Genomic DNA, 16207 nt, shown 5'->3' with positions numbered 1-16207 from the left:
ATTATTTTTCGAAAACGCTTCTTTCAATTTAGCGGCAGTATTCCGATTGCGGGCAGTCATACGAGATTCTTTTTGCCGGCGATTTGCAGTGCAATCCAGCCAAGCGGCGCGCGCCCCCAGAACGTGAAAAGCCGATAGAGTATTGCCGTCGAAAAAGCGATTGAGTACGGTACTCCGGCGATTACCAAACCTCCGGTGAGTGCGGCTTCCACTGGGCCGATACCGCCAGGCGTAGGAATCGTAGAGCCGAGCATATTTGCTGCCAGATAAGTGAATGCAAGCGTCTCAAGCGGAAGCGTATCGCCGAAAGAAAACAGGGCGAAAGTAAAACAAGCAGTAAAACTAGCTGCGCTGATTATAGTTCCGAAAAATCCGAGAAGCAACCGTTTCGGATGGGTAAAAAGCCAAAGCAGGCGCGGGGAAACCTGCAGATAAGCGGGTTCAATTTTCTTCCAAATAAACCGGCGGAAGTGTGGAATTGCGCTAATCAAAACAATAATTACGGCGATGAACACCAGCATGGTTAGCGTATTTCCGCTCGGCAGTTTTTGGACGGAAAAATCTCCGGAAGTAAAAGATAATGCTAATAACAGGAATAACGTCGTGGTTAACTGAGCAAGCTGCACCAGCGTGACCGTCGCTAAAGCCGGAGCGGAGGGCATTCCGCGCTTTTGCAGAAACCGAAAATTTAAGGCAGCCGGGCCGATCCCGGCGGGAGTAATGATCGTAATTAGCGAAGCAGCTGCTTGGATCAGCACCGAATCGCCAAGCTTTATTGGTTCTTGCACGTAAGCATTTAGTGTGATCGCTCCGCCAAGATAAGTGAAAAGGGCAGCGGTAAACGAAGCTGCCATCCAGAATGGATTCGCGTTTGTAAATGCTGCAGATAAGTTTGCAAAATCTATTGAGACGAAAGCAAAAATCATTGCAATCACAGCAACAGCCGTGATAATTAGTGTCTTAACTGAAAAATGCGGAAGCTGTAAAGGGTGGAGCGAAGCAGCAGGAGTTTTTGGAAAATCGGCAAGAATTGATTTACGCAATGTTTGAAAATCTGGAAACTCTTCTGCTGTGGAATCGTGCTCGTTTTGCTGTGAAAACTTGCAGGAATCCGCAGGAATTTCCGGATCCTGGTTGTTACTTCTTTTCCACGCCAAAATCTGTGAGCTTTCTGCTGTAGCTTCCCAATAGTATTTGTTTTCGTTTTCTGCTTTTGCGTTTAAACCTGCTTCAGGATAAGTCTACGAGTTTTTGCTTTCGAATTTGCAAATACTGAATTAAGTTCTGCACTGCAGGTGCGGGCAGTACGGCTGCTGCAGGATTTGGCCGCATAATTTTCAGTTTCGGTACAGCCGCAGTGAATTCGCCACCACAATCACCGAACTTCCAGCCATTGCCGCTGCTGCAATTCCCGGAATAATTACCCCAAATGCGGCTAAAGGGATTGCGAGCAGGTTATATCCGAAAGCCCAGGCAAGATTTTCGCGAATCACCCGCAGGGTCCGCCGTGAAATCGAAACTGCCTGTGTGATTGCCGGAAGTCCGGAAAGTATTGTAATGTCTGCGGCAGCTTTTGCCACATCGGTACCCGAACCGATTGCGATTGAAAGATTCGCTGCGGCAAGTGCCGGCCCGTCGTTTACACCATCACCTGCCATCCCGACGTTCTTCCCCTGTGCCTGCAATTCTTGTACGAATGCGACTTTCCCTTCCGGGAGTACACCGCCATGCGCTTGAATCCCAAGCTCTGCGCCGACGGCAGATGCCACTTCCGGCGCGTCTCCGCTAATCATCAGCGGAGTAATTTTTGCTGCCTGCAAGGCTGCCAAAAGCTGCGGGGATTCGGGGCGAAGCTGGTCTTTGACACTAATTACTGCTGCTGGTTCAGTTCCAATCACCAGCACGACGGCAGTAGCTCCCTGCTCGATATTCGCAGCCCGTACCGCAGCCTGCGCTGCACGAAAATCTGCGGCGTGGAAAGTTTCCAGCCAACTAATATTTCCGATTGCCGCTGGAATCGTGAGCGGATTATGCGGATGCAGTACAATCTTTGCCCGTACGCCAAGCCCGGATCCTGACTCAATGTCATCCAATTTTAACAGCGTTTTTGGGGAAGATCAGGGGCGTTCCGCACAATTGCCTGCGCAATCGGGTGAGAACTATTTGCTTCAAGCATTGCGGAAATTTCCCGCACCAAAGTCACATTATCTGCAATATTTGTAAAATCTTTCAGAGCAGCGAAAGCTGCGCTGCCCGCAGCTGATTCTGCAGCCGATTGTTTACCCGATTCTGCACCGGAAAGCAGCCGAATCTCACTCACTTGCATCTCGCCAGTGGTGAGCGTGCCGGTTTTATCCAACACCATCGTATCGATAGCGTGAGCCCGCTCCAGCACTTCCGGACCCGAAATCAAAATACCGCTGCGGGCAGCTGTACTTGATCCCACCAAGAGTGCCGTCGGTGTGGCAAGCCCCAGCGCACATGGGCAGGCCACCACAAGCACTGTAATCGCACAAACAAGCGCCGACTCGAAACTGCCGCTGAAAATCCACCAAACCGCAAACGTCAGCAGTGAAATTATGATTACTGCCGGCACGAAAACTGCAGAAATTTTATCAGCGAGACGCTGTGCTGCAGCTTTCCCAGTCTGTGCTTTTACCAGTAAACGTCCCATTTGCGCCAGCTGCGTATCTTCACCAACACTTTCGGCACGCACCAGCAAGGTTCCGGAAGTGTTGATTGCGGCACCCGTTACCGGATCGCCCGCTTTCACCTCAACCGGTACAGATTCGCCGGTAAGCAGTGAAGTATCAATTGCAGAACTGCCGGAGATTACGACGCCGTCAGCGGCAATCTTCTCACCCGGATTCACCCGAAAAACCGCGCCGACTGTTAGTTCTTTCGCAGGAATTTTCCGCTCTGCGCGGGAGCCGTCGGCATTCGCAACAAGATACGCACTGCTTGGGGCAAGCTCCAGCAGCGCACGCAGCGCACTCCCCGCATTTCGACGGCTGCGCGCTTCAAGCCAACGCCCAAGAAGTAAAAACGTTACGATCATTGCTGCTGATTCAAAATAAATGTGCGGCGCCATGATTCCGGGTGCAGCGCCCGCAGTGCCGTGTGCTCCAAGGCGATGAACCCCGCTCATCTGCATCGTATATCCGAGTTTGCCGGCTCCGCCGAAAAATAATGCCCAATAAGACCAGCCAAGGGAAGCGATTATCCCGAGTGAGACAAGCGTATCCATGGTGGCAGCGCCATGCTTTCCGGCACGGAAAGCCGCACGATGAAACGGCAGACCGCACCAAAAACCAAGCGGAAACGCAAGTGCGCCAATCAGCCACTGCCATCCGGTAAACTGCAGATTAGGAAACATTGACAGTGCAACAATCGGTATTCCCAGAACGAGCGCCGCCCAAAATTTTGCCCGCAATTCGCGCACACGCTTTGCTCCGGCTGCTTTCGCAGCTGCTTCGACGGAAGCAAAATCAATATCGCTCGCGGCGCTGCGGCTGCCGTCGGTGCTGATTTCGGTGCGCCCGAGCAGGTTTGCCCCATAGCCCGCTTTTTCGACAGTTTGAATCAAATCGGTATCGCTCAACTGTGCTGCTGCGGCAGTGAGTTCTATATGTGCGCGTTCCGTAGCGAGATTTACTGCTGCATTCACACCCGGAAGCTTGTTGAGTTTTTCTCCACCCGTGCTGCGCAAGAGGCGCAGGTCATCCCAGTAATCACAAAATCAACTTCTGCAACTGCAGCCGGCAGTGTATCTTCGGCAGAGACTTCTGCCGGATTTTCCGCAGCTTTGCGCGGCGGCATTTCTGAAATCGGCGGCATTGCCGTATCTGCCGGCGGATTTGCGGGTTCGTGTTTATGCTGATTTTGGGACAAACTAAACCTCATTAATTTGCGAAACTTCGGTAAAAAATTTCTTGCAATCCAGTGGGAGCCAGGGGCAGGGGCAGGAATCCGGGAAGCTAGGGAGCTAAGGAGCCAGTAAATCCAGGAATCTAGTCTGGTAATTCCTAGTTTCCGTACCGCTGGATTTCTGCAACTTCATAATCTCCGGCTTCGTCAACTGCTTCGCGCAATGCTGCATCGGGAATCTCTTTGCTGACGAAAATATCGACGGTGGAAAGATCTTCCGGCTTCAAAATCACGCTCACACGGTCTACACCCTCGACGGCTTTCAGTTCCTCTGTGACGTGGTGTGCGCAGTTCCCGCAGGTCATTCCAGAAATTTTAAGTTTAATTGCATTGTTTTCCATGATCGATTCTTTCTAGTTTTTATTGGTTAATGTGTTTGTTTTTAAATTTGTTCGTATTTGATTGCGGCGCAGCCGACAGGCTTTCCGGTTTGCAGTTCCGGGTTGCGGTTCTGGATCTTAGTTCCGGGTTACGGGTTTGACTTCTTCCGGAGCCAAAACTTGTGCGCCGCCCAGACAAGGACCGCAAGAACTGCGGCTCCGATTATGATTTTCGAAATCAGGCTGATATACACCTCCACCTCGCCCCAATTTTCGCCAAGTATATATCCGGCATAAATCAGCGCCGTATTCCAAACTGCTGATCCGAGTGCGGTGAAGGCGATAAAGAGCGGAAGATTCATTTTGATTACGCCTGCCGGCAGCGAAATCAGGGATCGGAAAATCGGAAGCAATCTGCCGAAAAATACTGCGGCACGCTCATGTTTTTCAAAGAAAGCTTCAGTCTTATCGATATCGGAAGTTTCCATAAACGGGAGTTTCGCAAGAAACCAGCGAGTGCGTTCGCGGCCAAAAAGCCGCGCAATACTATACAGCGCGAGTGCGCCAATTACTGATCCGGCCGTCGCCCACAGGATTGCTTCAATTATGTTGAAGCGTTCGCCTTTGCTGCAGTGAAACCGGCAAGCGGAAGAATTACTTCTGAGGGAATCGGCGGAAAAATATTTTCCAATGCAATCAGGAGTGCGATTCCGAAACCGCCGACCGCTTCCATCACGGAAACTGTGAAATCGGTGATTCTTCCGACGATACCCGAACCGCTGTCCGTGCTGCCGGCACTGTTTACCGCAGCAGAGAGTTGGAGCAGTGATCCAGGTACCGTTGTGAAGAAGAAAATTTTATTCATGGAATCAAGATTAGTTTGGAAGGTAGGAGATTAGCTTGCTGGCAAGTCCGGTGTAATCTGCTGGCGAAAGAGCAAGCATTCGAGCCTCTAGTTCCGGGGAAGATTTAACTCAGAAATGAAGTTTCGCATTGCTGCAGCATTAACACGATGACCGCGAGTTAGCGCTTTCAGGCGTTCGTACGGATTCTCCATACCTTTTACTCCGGCAATTTCAGCTGCGCGCATTGCCTGCTGAATCGGCTCTCCAAGCACTTCCCAGGCATTATCAAGATCTTCCGCCATTCGTTCCGGGTCTGCATCCAGCCCAGCTACGCCGCGTTGGAGATTATCAAGCGCAAGCAGTGAGTGCCCGAAAGCTACGCCGATATTGCGTTGTGTGGTTGAATCGGTGAGATCGCGCTGCAGGCGGGACGTAACCAGGGTAGCGGTGAGAGTGTCAAACAAGGCGCAGGAAATTTCGAGATTAGCTTCGGCATTCTCGAAACGAATCGGGTTTACCTTGTGCGGCATTGTGGAAGAACCGGTGGATCCTTGTGCGGAAAGGTTCTGCTTGAAATAGCCTAGTGAGATATAAGTCCAAAAATCAGTGGCGAGATTGTGTGCAATCCGATTGAAATGGGCGACGGCGCTGAAAAGCTCGGCTGCCCAATCGTGTGATTCGATCTGTGTCGTGAGCGGATTCCATGTGAGTCCAATACTCTCTACGAACTGTTTTGAGATTGCGGGCCAATCTGCATCGGGTAAAGCTGCAAGATGTGCGCCGAAAGTGCCGGTAGCGCCGCTGAACTTGCCGAGATATTCGGTTTGCGCAATTCGTTTGATTTGGCGGGATAAGCGCCATGCGAAAACAGCGATTTCTTTCCCGAGTGTGGTTGGGCTGGCGGTTTGCCCATGGGTGCGGGAAAGCATTGGCTGCTTTGCCTGAGCATGGGCAAGTTCGTTCAGCTGTGTGCAGAACTCCTGCGCCTGCGGGAGCCAGACTTCGGCGGCGGCTTCCTTTACGGTGATCCCGTAGGCGAGATTGTTAATATCTTCGGAAGTGCAGAAGATGTGCACGATTTCATGCATTTTGGGCAGCTCTGTGGGTGTACCAAGATTTTCTTCGGCGCTATCGAGCCGGCGTTTAATATAGTATTCCACGGCTTTCACATCGTGGCGGGTTTCAGCTTCGATTTCTGCCAGTTCCGCGATATCCGCAGCATTAAAGTTTTCCGGCAGTGCGCGTAAATAGGTAATTTCTGCGTCCGTTAATTTCGGGGCGCCAGGCAAAATTTGGTTGCGGGAGAGGAAAATCAGCCATTCAACTTCAACCTTAATTCGGGCGCGGTTGAGTGCGGCTTCGGAGAAGTAGTTCACGAGAGGTTCCGTCGTTTTCCGATAGCGGCCATCGAGCGGACCGAGAGCAATTTGGGGTGTGATTTGTGCAAGATTTTCCATGCTTCTATTCTTGCACGAATCGCTCTGTGAAGAAGTGTGAGTTTGGTCTGTGTTGGAAATTTGGTTCAATACCAGTCGGAGATATCCGGCGGTAATTAGCGCTTCGCTGCAGTTGGCGGCGAAAGCAGCGGCATGTTTCACCGGAATGGAATATATGCCGCTGCCAGCTGCCGGGATTGTTTGGTTTTACCGCGGAATAAGTATCGTTGCGGCTGGTCGGCGCCGTGGTTAATCGTTTAACGCCGTGGTTAATCGTTGCGTCGGCTTTGCGCTGTGAGTACCTGCCGTTCAATTGGGATGGTTAGTGCGGCGGCGGCAAAGGTAATTGCAGTGCCCAGCCCGACCATCACAAGCAGGATAATCATATCGCTGCCGATTTGCTGGTTATTCATGAGCCGATAACTGAAACCCGGCAAGATTCCAACCGCAACTCCGAGCAGTGTAGTAACTGTGTACGGCCAGATAACTTGACGGAGACGGGCTGCTGCAAAAACCCCAAACGGTACGCCGGTATTTATCAGTGCCCGCTGTTCCGGGGCGCGGTCAAATACATCGGAAGCTTGCTGAATCAATGTGCTTACCGCTCCCAGCAGGAGAGTGAAAACAAAGACGATTAAAATTCCGATAGTTATATCATGTTTCGCCAATGCTGCCATTGTTTTCATCGTGTTGTCTGTGATGTTCGAAGCTTCCAGTGAAATAAAACCTCCGGATACTACGAGTGCAGTCACTAATCCAATTAGCGATACGGCGCTCACATTGCGCCATGCGGCACGCGGGTCATCAATTATCCGACGGGCAGCAAGGAGTTTCGCTGCCCGTTTTGTGAGCAGACCGAAACGTGCCGTGAGCTGAATGAAAAGCGGCCCAGCCACGCTCACGCCGACGATTATCAAAACCATTGCGGCAGCGATGGCGAGAATAATGTCTCTGGTATTGGCCAAATATCTGGTGTTTATGCTCATAAACACAGTAATTGCAAAAGCTAATGCGGCAGCCAGTACCCCGAACCGCCACCAGCGCAAACTGCGGGGAGAAAAACGGCGGGCCACACCGAGCGGAGAAATGGATACGCGCACTAAACCAAGAAAGGTGGAAAGAGCCGCAAGAAGTGCTAAGAAAAATAAAGTGGCAAAGATTCCCCACCAGGGAAGCAGCATCTCAAATGTGCCAATATGTTTACCTTGGAAAGAAATTAAATGCCATGCCGGCAGTGTAGCTAAATATATTGCGAAGCCAATCGTGAAACCGATTAAGTATTGCACCATCGTCTCAATGAGTGAGAGTTTCTGGATTCGCCATGCCGACATTCCAATCAGGCGCAATGATGCTAAACGTTTTACGCGGCCTTGTGCGCCAAGGCGGGCTGCATCCATGCCGAGTGAAAGAAGCGGTACGACTAACAGCCCAAAGGCAATACAGGACAAAAGTACATATGTTTCCCCGATACCGCTTATTGTGCTGTTCGGGATGTCTAGTGCCTGGGCGATACTGTGATTGGCAGACGGCATCCGCTGCCAAAACATCCACATGCCGCCAAAAGTAGTCAGTGTGAGCAAGCTTGCCGCGGCAAAAGCGATTACTGCAAAGGAATCAAGCAGGGCGGCGCCTTGGTGCATCCGCAGCCGAGCTGCGGTGAGCTGAGCAGCAAAACCAATCGTCTTCATTAAGCCGTCACCTCATTCATTGGGCGGTCGGTGTGTACTAAACCATCACGAATCTCCACTAGGCGCTGGCACCATGCGGCCACTTTAATATCGTGTGTAATAACGATCAGAGTGGCGCCGCTCATTTTGGCAGCGGTGGTGAGAATCTGCATTACTTCATGCCCGGTAGCCTGATCGAGGGCGCCCGTCGGTTCATCGGCGAAAACTACGGCTGGAGAACATGCTAAAGCGCGGGCAATAGCCACACGCTGCGCTTGCCCGCCGCTCATTTCACCAGGGCGTTTTCTGCTTTGCTCGCCCACTCCGAGGCGGTTTAACCAATCGGCAGCCGTTTTGTTTGCGGAATTTCTGTTTGCGCCGTTTAACAGCAGCGGAAGTGCGGCATTTTCGCGCGCTGTCAGCTCTGGTACAAGCTGTCCGTCTTGGAAAACGAAACCGAAATGCTGCATCCGGATTCGGGAACGGGCGCTATCGCGGAGGGAACTGATGGCGGTTCCGTTAAAGAAACTCTTCCGGAACTGGGAGTTAAAATTCCGGAAAGAGTGTGGAGAAGTGTAGATTTTCCAGAGCCGGACGGCCCCATAATCGCCACTTGTTCCCCTTTGCGAATCGATAAGTCAATCCCGGCAAGTGCGTGCACCATACCGAAATTTTTTGTCACACCAACAGCTTGCAGGAGCACGGAAGATGTTTCATGATTGCCGACGGCAGAATTTTCTGCAGCAGAGTTTGCATCTGAATTATGAATACTGTTTACCTGTATTGAATCGTTCATACTTCTATTTAACCGTGTTGATTTGGTGATAATGCTGGTGCTGTCTCCCGAATTTGGGTAGAGCTGGGTCTACCTTTTGTATCCGCACTGTTTATTGCAGTGCCGAAGAGATACGGATGCGGATAAACTTGGATTGGCAGCCGCGGGTGCTTGCGGATAAAGTACTTGCAGACAAAGGGGCCGATCTCCTCGCGTTTCTCCTCGCGTTTCAATGCAGCAGATGTGTTAGATGCAGTAAATATATTAGATGTAGTAGATACAGAGTGCGATATGCTTTTTCAACGGAAAACAACAGCAGAGCAGATTAGTGAACTTCGTGCTTCACGGAGGGAAATAGTGCGTGCTTTTGAGATTGAACGCCGCCGTATCGAACGTGATTTGCACGACGGAGCACAGCAGTACATTGTAGCGGCGAATATGGCATTGGGGGAGGCGCAGCTAATCTTGCAAATGTGTCTGGAAAAGACGGAGAAAGTGCTGGCTGATTCCGGTACTGTTCCAGATTCTTCTGGTGATTCGGTTAATGCGGTTGATGCGGTTAATGCGCAATTGCATGAGCTTTCACGTATTTTGTTCCGGGCGCAGGATGCTGGCGAAGAAGGTTTGCGGAGCCTGCGGGCTGCTGTGAACAATATTCATCCGCATGTGTTATCGAATGTTGGGCTTGAAGCGGCGGTACGTGCGGCAGCAGAATCGAGTCCGGCGGCGGCGCAGGTGGTTGCACCGCATCCGCTGCCGTTAATGCCCGACGGGGTAGCTGCGGCTGCTTATTTCTTTGTTTGTGAAGCTCTTACTAATGTTGCGAAATATGCTCCTTCGGCCCGCGCAACGATTCTGCTTGCTGCAGATAAAACTTTGCATGTTTCCGTGGTTGATGACGGACCGGGCGGAGCGAAAATCTCGCCGGGGCATGGTCTTGCTGGTTTGCGTGAGCGTTTAGCTGCTTTCGGCGGAGATTTACGCTGTGATTCCCCGCAGGGCGGACCGACCACAGTGGCGGCATCAATTCCGCTATTACTTGAACCGGGAGAAAGCGGGATTGTACGGTGAAGCTTTTATTGCAGATGATGCGGCTCTGATTCGTGAGGGTTTGAGCGGAATTCTTGAGCGGACGGGACATGAGGTTGTTGGACATGCGCAAGATGCGGTGCAGCTGCGCTCGCGGATTGGCGCACTGCTGAACGCTGGTGAAGAGATTGATGTGTTGGTTACCGATGTGCGGATGCCGCCGGAAATGCGGGATGACGGACTGCGGGCTGCAGCGGATATCCGTCGTGATTTTCCGCAGTTGGGAGTGATGGTTCTTTCACAATATGTTGCTCCGGCATATGCGAGTGTGCTTTTTCATGACGGAATAAGTTCGGCAGGGGAGCAGGGGAAGCAGCAGTTTTCGCGTTTTCCTGGATCTTTTCCGTATGGTGCGCAAGGCGGACTGGGATATTTGCTGAAAGACCGCGTGGCGCGCGTCGGAGACTTTATCAGATCTCTGGGGATTGTGGCTGCTGGCGGGGTGGTTGTTGATCCGGAAATTGCTGCAGGATTGGTGCAGGGGAAAAGCGGTGTTTTGGGAAAGCTTTCTCCGCGTGAACGTGAGGTGTTGGAGTTGATGGCGCAGGGGCTTTCCAATACTGATATTGCTGAGCAGCTTTATCTTTCCGGAGCTGCTGTTTCAAAACATGTGGCGAACGTATTCCTCAAGTTGGGACTTGCTCCGGGAGAAGAAAATCGGCGGGTGCGCGCTGTGCTTGCATATCTTACAGCGAGCGGCGTGGTCTAATCTGTGCAGCTGCAGCGTGTGTGAACTGGGTAGTGTGTGTGAACTGGGTAGTGTGTGGTGCCTGGATAAAATGACGCTGCGCATTTTTCTTATTTTTGTGTAATGAAACCGGTGATTGTTCGGTGGAAAGCGGTGTTTTTGCATAGATCAAGCTTGACCGCTGTGCAAAAACACCGCTTGGAACCGGCCAAAATCGACCCAACTAAATTGGACTCTAACTAAATTGGACCCGGCTAAACCGGAGCCAACTAAAAGGTTCCGCACATTTTGTTCGAGCTGCGGGTATATGTAATACGAAGAGCCGATAAAACAGAGTGCTGCCGATAGTTTTAGCTATCAGCAGCACTCTGGATATTGCGATGATTACTCATCGTGACTTATTTAATTTACTTACCTTGATTGGCAACTGCAGCAATCTTTGCTTCAGCTTCCGGATCGAGATAGGTGCCGCCCTTTTTGACTGGCTTGAGGGTTTCTTCATCTAGTTCATATACGAGCGGTACGCCGGTTGGGATGTTTACGCCAGCGATATCGTCGTCGGAAATCTCGTCGAGGTGCTTGACAATTGCGCGCAGTGAATTACCATGAGCAGCAATCATTACCGTCTTGCCGGTCTTAATTGCCGGTACGATGGTTTCTTCCCAGTAAGGGAGGAGGCGCTCCAGTACGTCTTTCAAGCATTCGGTAGCTGGGATTGGTTCGCCTGCATAGCGTGGATCGGAATCTTGCGAGAATTCGCTGCCAGCTTCGATTGCTGGCGGTGGAACATCGTAGGAACGACGCCACTGCATGAACTGATCTTCACCGTATTCGTCGCGAATTTCTTTCTTGTTCTTCCCCTGAAGGGCGCCGTAGTGACGTTCGTTTAAACGCCAATCGCGCTCGACGGGGATCCAATGCCGGTCGGCTGCGTCAAGTGCGAGATTTGCGGTCATGATTGCGCGGCGCAGCATTGAGGTGAAAAGCAGATCTGGGAATACGCCAGCTTCCTTCATTAACTCGCCGCCGTGTGCGGCTTCGGCGCGCCCAGTTTCTGAAAGCGGCACATCCACCCAGCCGGTGAAAAGATTCTTTGCATTCCATTCGCTTTGTCCGTGGCGAAGAAGCACGAGTTTATACGTCATATTCACTTCCCTTGATTCGTGTGGTTTCGGGGAATGCGCCGCGTTTTCGGCGCACTTGCATTCATTCTACCGTGATTAAACCGATGAGTTAAAGGACGAATGGATTTATTGCGGTGATTAGTTGCTGTATTTTGGAGCGGTTCGACGGTCAGTGCGGTGAAGCGCTCTTAAGTGAGAATAGTTATCAAAAGTGAAAGACATCCCACACTCTTCCCTATTGAGAATAATTCCCGTTAAATTTAAATTGGAAGTAACGCTTTATATATTGTTCGCACTGCAACTAGGAAGAGTTATTGTAAATGAATATCTGCAAAGCGCATACAACGCGCTCTTGGGAGAAAAATCCGAATCGGCTATCTGGAAAATTCTAATTTCCATGATTGCTGCCGTCGCTGTGGTATTTATGCCGCTGACAGCGAATGCGAGCGATCAAATCGTAATTGAACAAGATCATACAGACGCGTTTTATATCACTACAGATACCGGCACGCCTGTAGTACAAGTTGCAAACGGTACTTTTCGGCCTAAATACTATGATCCGAACAAAGTTGTATTTCGAATTGGTGCTAGTACATTCGATACCAATTACCCGTTTACGCACTTGGATTCGGCAAATAAATCCGGGTACTACACCAGCAGAGATGATGCGGAAGTTTGGTTTGAGCCAGGCTGGAACGCCCCGAAATTTCGTGATAACGGGTTCAAATCGCTCACGATTAATTTCACAAAAGTAACTGGACCAGGAAAGGTGTCGCTTTTTAGCTTAGGCGATTTGGGTGAAGCAGATCCGATTCCGTTTTTAAACGATAACAAATTGTTTGTTACAGCAGGAACTTCTCTGCCAATTACCGGGCATCAGCATGCACACTGGTTCTTTGATCGTTCTGGTACATATCGGCTTACCGGTGAAGTTGTTGGTGTGAAAGACAGCGGGGAAAGTGTAAAATCTCAGCCTTTCACATCGACTTTTGAGGTTGAGAAAAATCCGGCAGAAACAGCGGCTGCAGCTGCTGAATCGGAAGCTGATCCAAGCCTGGAACCAGAACCGGAGGCAGAAGCTGATCCAAGCCTAGAACCAGAACCGGAGGCAGAAGCTGATCCTGAGGATAATCTTGAGGATGATCCGGAAACTGATTTAGAATCCGAGCAGGATTTGCCGGAATCTCCGGAATCGGAAGATGAATTGCCGGAATCTTCAGTCCAGCCTGGTGAACCGCAAGACGAAGTTGTTAACACTCCTGCCGAGTTTCGCAGCAAAGGGCACCTTGATGCGTTTTACCTGACTGCTGCGCAAAATAAGCTGCAGCTGTTAATGCGTGAAGACATCACTGGGCGCGGTGTGATTCGGACACCGGAATCGGCACTCTTAGTTTTGGAAGCACGCACCTATCAAAAAGATATCGGATTCGAGCTGCCGGAAAAAATAACAAGCGGATATACAACTTACTACACCAGCTTTTCTCCGGGATGGTCAAGCCAGGACTATGAATCTTTCGGTATTAAATCGGTAGAACTTGAATTTGTGGAAGTTAATGCACCAGGGAAAGTTGTATTATTCTATCCGCCAAATTTAAAAGGCGAGATTTCCCAAGTATTGAAAGATGGATACTTAGTAAAAACCGGTTCGAAGCTGGCGCTTGAATCCGCTTCGCACACTCACGGACATTGGCTCTTTACAAAGCCTGGTGACTACACTTTTAAAGTCCAGGCAGTTGGAAAACTCGCTAACGGTGAGACGATTCGCTCTGACGTTGCCGCCTATCGGTGGAAGGTGGAAAAGAACGCTGCAGAGGAGAATCAGCCAGAAACAGAAAATCCTGAGTCAGACCAACCTGCAGGTTCGGAAGATACAGATACTCCCTGGATTTATGACCCGAATAAGCAAAACACTTCTCCAGATGCATCTGAAATTACACCAACTGGCGATATCGCTGTTCCCGTCGAACTTGATCATGGGCACATCGATTTACTGAACGTGGTTGTGCGTAACGGAAAATTGATTCTCAATACGAAAGATGACACCGCTGGCAGAGAAATTTTACGTGATCCAAACTCCGTAACTCTACGTGTGAAAGACACTGCGCTTACTAATATTCCAGAAAATATGCGTGACAAATTTGGTCCCAGCGGATATTTGCTCGGAAAGAATGGTTTAAGGCAGCACGAAATTCCGTTCCCGGGGTGGGATACATCCTTTGTTCCAAAAAGCTTCGGTCCGGTCGAATATGATTTCCTGGAAGTAAAAGGACCAGGAAAAATGTTCCTGTTTGATACGGGAAGACTTGGCGGAACAGCCCCGGCTCTTGATTCAGGAAGTTATATCCTTGCAGCTGGAGAAAAGATTATTCAAAAAGAACCAGGGCATGTACACGCCAATTGGCTTTTTGAAAAACCAGGCAAATATACAATGAAAGTTCGTGCAAGAGTAGCTGGACAAACCTCAAACACGGCTGTCTTTACATGGCTAGTGGGAACTAACACTATGGATGAGAAGCAAAATTCTCAGCCAAGTGTACCGCCGGTGAATAATCCGCAGGCAGATAATCCGTCGGCGTCTGGCGGATCCAACACGGATTTGCCGGGTAGTCCGAGTGCCCCGAGCGCCCCGAGTGCTCCGCCGTCGGCAGCGAATGGAAACTCCGGAAACGGAACTGCAGGCGGATACACCGGAGGAAGTATATCCCCTGCCCCTGCTGTAAACAAGCAAAAATATGTTGACGCAATCTATCCGCGGATTAAAGACGACCGTACCCAGCCGGCAAAATGGGTTGACCCGAGCACGCTAGTTTTCGCAATCGGCAGCGCCGGCAAAGCAACTACGGCGGAATCAGTCGGGCGGATTCCGGCGGGCAGTCCGGTATGGATGATTTCCAGCAGTCAGGTCAGCGGAGTACCATGGCTCGGTGTAAATTCGCAGCACCCGACGATTCGTGAGAAAACCACTGGATATTTGAAGCTTGCGCTGACCTCTTTCTCCGGACCGGGCGCGATGGAAGTTTTCTACTCGAATAACTTTGGCGGAGCGGGACAGCGAATCTTTTCAGGTGTAAACGGTCATCCTGCCGGCGCTATTGTGCTCAACCCGAACGTGCACGCCCATCCGAACTGGATTTTTTCACAACCGGGAACATATAAAGTTGGAATCACCACTACGGTGACTCTGAAAAACGGACGTAACGTTTCAAACAGTACTGTCCTTACTTTCAATGTCGGTTCCGGCAGCGGGATAACCAACGGACACTTTGATCTCGGTGCTGAAATCGGGAAAGCTCTCGCTGGCTCCCGCGGAACAACTAATGCTTCCGGCGGTGTTGGCGCTGCTCTTGGCAGCCGCGGGCAAAATGTAGCTGCAGGGAGTGCGGATAGCTTGAATGCCGGAGAGGAAGCTCTCGACGCTAATGGAAATCCGCTCGATGATGAAAATGGCGCCAAGAAACTGAGCGGGTCAAGCGCAAAGAATACCAGTGCAAGTTCCAATAGCGGTTTGGATGCCGACGGGAACGGATCGTGGTGGAATAGCGGGATTCTCCTCGGGATCGTTATCGCACTGCTGCTTGTAAATGCGGCTTTGATGACCGTCCGCGTATTGCAGGCGCGCAAGGCGGCAGCATGATTCGGTGCAATTAACATGATTCGGTGCAATTAGTTTGTGTGCGGTTTGTGTGCGGTTGGTTTTTGCGCGGCTAGTGTAGATGGCAAGCCGATACGGCTGCCTTGCATGAACTAAAATTTAACAAACGGCGGGTGTTTGCTGCAGGTGCAGTTCACACCCGCCGTTATTATTTATCGCATCCGCAGCATGATGAATTTCAGAGCTGCGGGGGGTATGGAGGGAGTGAGTCCGTCGACGGTGAGGTAGGTGCGGGGTGCGTAAGTAGCGGCAAAATTCCCGAGAGATTACGTAAGTGTGGTGAAATCTGCTTTGGCTAACGTAACTGGTGGCAAAATCTCTTCGAACACACGTAACTGACGGTGAAATCCCCACGAACACACTTAATTAGCAGTGCCGCCACTATTCATTAAAACCGCGGTCGGTATATCCGGTATTGCCAACCTGTTTCATCTCGTCCTGCCTCATAAAATGTTCTCGAAGAGCCGCAAATAACCGTGACCCTCGAAACGGGAAAACAAGCCGCGCAGAGCAAGATGGAAGTGAAGGTGCAAAAGCGCTATAGCATGTTTGTACGGACGCTTCGTACATCTTGCTGTGAGTATCCGCCTTAGCGGGGAGCTTTCGCAGGATATTCCGCGGGTGCCGCCATACTAAGACATATCCTGTGAAATCAGAACAAACACCGCATCGGAAGATAAAAGA

Annotated in this window: 13 protein-coding genes and 2 pseudogenes; 4 read left to right on the top strand and 11 right to left on the bottom strand. The window is 50.7% G+C overall.

Features of this window, described 5'->3' with window-relative positions; translation table 11 throughout:
* Positions 1 to 56: 56 nt before the first annotated feature.
* The 8 genes and pseudogenes from RQN30_RS07145 to purB all read right to left on the bottom strand — a co-directional run bounded on the left by RQN30_RS07145 (position 57) and on the right by purB (position 6549).
* Complete coding sequence (locus RQN30_RS07145; RefSeq protein WP_353059885.1) at positions 57 to 1157, bottom strand: lysylphosphatidylglycerol synthase transmembrane domain-containing protein; 1101 nt, start codon at positions 1155 to 1157, stop codon at positions 57 to 59.
* A 180-nt stretch (positions 1158 to 1337) separates the two neighbouring features.
* Positions 1338 to 2093, bottom strand: a complete 756-nt coding sequence (locus RQN30_RS07140; RefSeq protein ID WP_353059884.1) for an HAD-IC family P-type ATPase — start codon at positions 2091 to 2093, stop codon at positions 1338 to 1340.
* Positions 2094 to 2095: 2 nt separating this feature from the next.
* The gene (locus RQN30_RS07135) at positions 2096 to 3709 is read right to left on the bottom strand and encodes an HAD-IC family P-type ATPase (protein WP_353059883.1); all 1614 of its coding nucleotides are present in this window, start codon (positions 3707 to 3709) and stop codon (positions 2096 to 2098) included.
* Entirely contained in the window at positions 3664 to 3891 is a 228-nt protein-coding gene (locus tag RQN30_RS07130; protein ID WP_353059882.1) for a hypothetical protein, read from the bottom strand. Before RQN30_RS07130 ends, RQN30_RS07135 begins: the two co-directional genes overlap by 46 nt.
* A gap of 134 nt (positions 3892 to 4025) precedes the next feature.
* Positions 4026 to 4268, bottom strand: coding sequence for a heavy-metal-associated domain-containing protein (locus RQN30_RS07125; RefSeq protein WP_353059881.1), 243 nt, complete (start codon positions 4266 to 4268; stop codon positions 4026 to 4028).
* 128 nt (positions 4269 to 4396) lie between these two features.
* Positions 4397 to 4801 (bottom strand): DedA family protein, encoded by a 405-nt coding sequence (locus tag RQN30_RS07120; protein ID WP_353061801.1) that lies wholly within the window; start codon positions 4799 to 4801, stop codon positions 4397 to 4399.
* Positions 4802 to 4851: 50 nt separating this feature from the next.
* The gene (locus RQN30_RS07115) at positions 4852 to 5112 is read right to left on the bottom strand and encodes a DedA family protein (protein WP_353059880.1); all 261 of its coding nucleotides are present in this window, start codon (positions 5110 to 5112) and stop codon (positions 4852 to 4854) included.
* Between the two features lie 10 nt (positions 5113 to 5122).
* Positions 5123 to 6549, bottom strand: a pseudogene (gene purB, locus RQN30_RS07110) (adenylosuccinate lyase).
* A 49-nt stretch (positions 6550 to 6598) separates the two neighbouring features.
* Between purB and RQN30_RS07105 the strand changes: the two are divergent.
* Entirely contained in the window at positions 6599 to 6781 is a 183-nt protein-coding gene (locus RQN30_RS07105; protein WP_353059879.1) for a hypothetical protein, read from the top strand.
* A 16-nt stretch (positions 6782 to 6797) separates the two neighbouring features.
* Here the strand turns inward: RQN30_RS07105 and RQN30_RS07100 are convergent, their stop codons facing one another.
* Both RQN30_RS07100 and RQN30_RS07095 read right to left on the bottom strand, forming a co-directional pair.
* A complete protein-coding gene (locus RQN30_RS07100; protein WP_353059878.1) occupies positions 6798 to 8216 on the bottom strand; it encodes an FtsX-like permease family protein in 1419 nt (472 codons plus the stop codon).
* Positions 8216 to 8859, bottom strand: a pseudogene (locus tag RQN30_RS07095) (ABC transporter ATP-binding protein). The gene RQN30_RS07100 and the pseudogene RQN30_RS07095 overlap by 1 nt, the downstream one beginning before the upstream one ends.
* A 297-nt stretch (positions 8860 to 9156) precedes the next feature.
* Between RQN30_RS07095 and RQN30_RS07085 the strand changes: the two are divergent.
* Positions 9157 to 10041 (top strand): sensor histidine kinase, encoded by an 885-nt coding sequence (locus RQN30_RS07085; RefSeq protein ID WP_353059875.1) that lies wholly within the window; start codon positions 9157 to 9159, stop codon positions 10039 to 10041.
* Positions 10031 to 10768 carry a LuxR C-terminal-related transcriptional regulator gene (locus RQN30_RS07080; RefSeq protein WP_353059874.1) on the top strand — a complete coding sequence of 246 codons (738 nt, stop codon included), beginning with the start codon at positions 10031 to 10033 and terminating at the stop codon, positions 10766 to 10768. Before RQN30_RS07085 ends, RQN30_RS07080 begins: the two co-directional genes overlap by 11 nt.
* Before the next feature lie 386 nt (positions 10769 to 11154).
* Here the strand turns inward: RQN30_RS07080 and RQN30_RS07075 are convergent, their stop codons facing one another.
* The gene (locus RQN30_RS07075; protein ID WP_353059873.1) at positions 11155 to 11892 is read right to left on the bottom strand and encodes a phosphoglyceromutase; all 738 of its coding nucleotides are present in this window, start codon (positions 11890 to 11892) and stop codon (positions 11155 to 11157) included.
* Positions 11893 to 12157: 265 nt separating this feature from the next.
* On the opposite strand from RQN30_RS07075, the gene RQN30_RS07070 reads away from it, so the two are divergent.
* On the top strand, positions 12158 to 15505 hold the full coding sequence (locus RQN30_RS07070; protein WP_353059872.1) for a TIGR03773 family transporter-associated surface protein: 3348 nt from the start codon (positions 12158 to 12160) through the stop codon (positions 15503 to 15505).
* The last annotated feature ends 702 nt before the right edge of the window (positions 15506 to 16207 follow it).

The organism is Arcanobacterium hippocoleae (assembly GCF_040360365.1).
Classification (GTDB): Bacteria; Actinomycetota; Actinomycetes; order Actinomycetales; family Actinomycetaceae; genus Arcanobacterium_A; species Arcanobacterium_A hippocoleae_A.
Note: the sequence above shows the minus strand (reverse complement) of the source record. Positions and strands in the feature narration are given on the sequence as shown.

Coding starts and splice junctions, on each gene's coding strand:
- RQN30_RS07125 (WP_353059881.1), bottom strand. CDS start 4,268: ATGGAAAACAATGCAATTAAACTTAAAATTTCTGGAATGACCTGCGGG.
- RQN30_RS07115 (WP_353059880.1), bottom strand. CDS start 5,112: ATGAATAAAATTTTCTTCTTCACAACGGTACCTGGATCACTGCTCCAA.
- RQN30_RS07100 (WP_353059878.1), bottom strand. CDS start 8,216: ATGAAGACGATTGGTTTTGCTGCTCAGCTCACCGCAGCTCGGCTGCGG.
- RQN30_RS07075 (WP_353059873.1), bottom strand. CDS start 11,892: ATGACGTATAAACTCGTGCTTCTTCGCCACGGACAAAGCGAATGGAAT.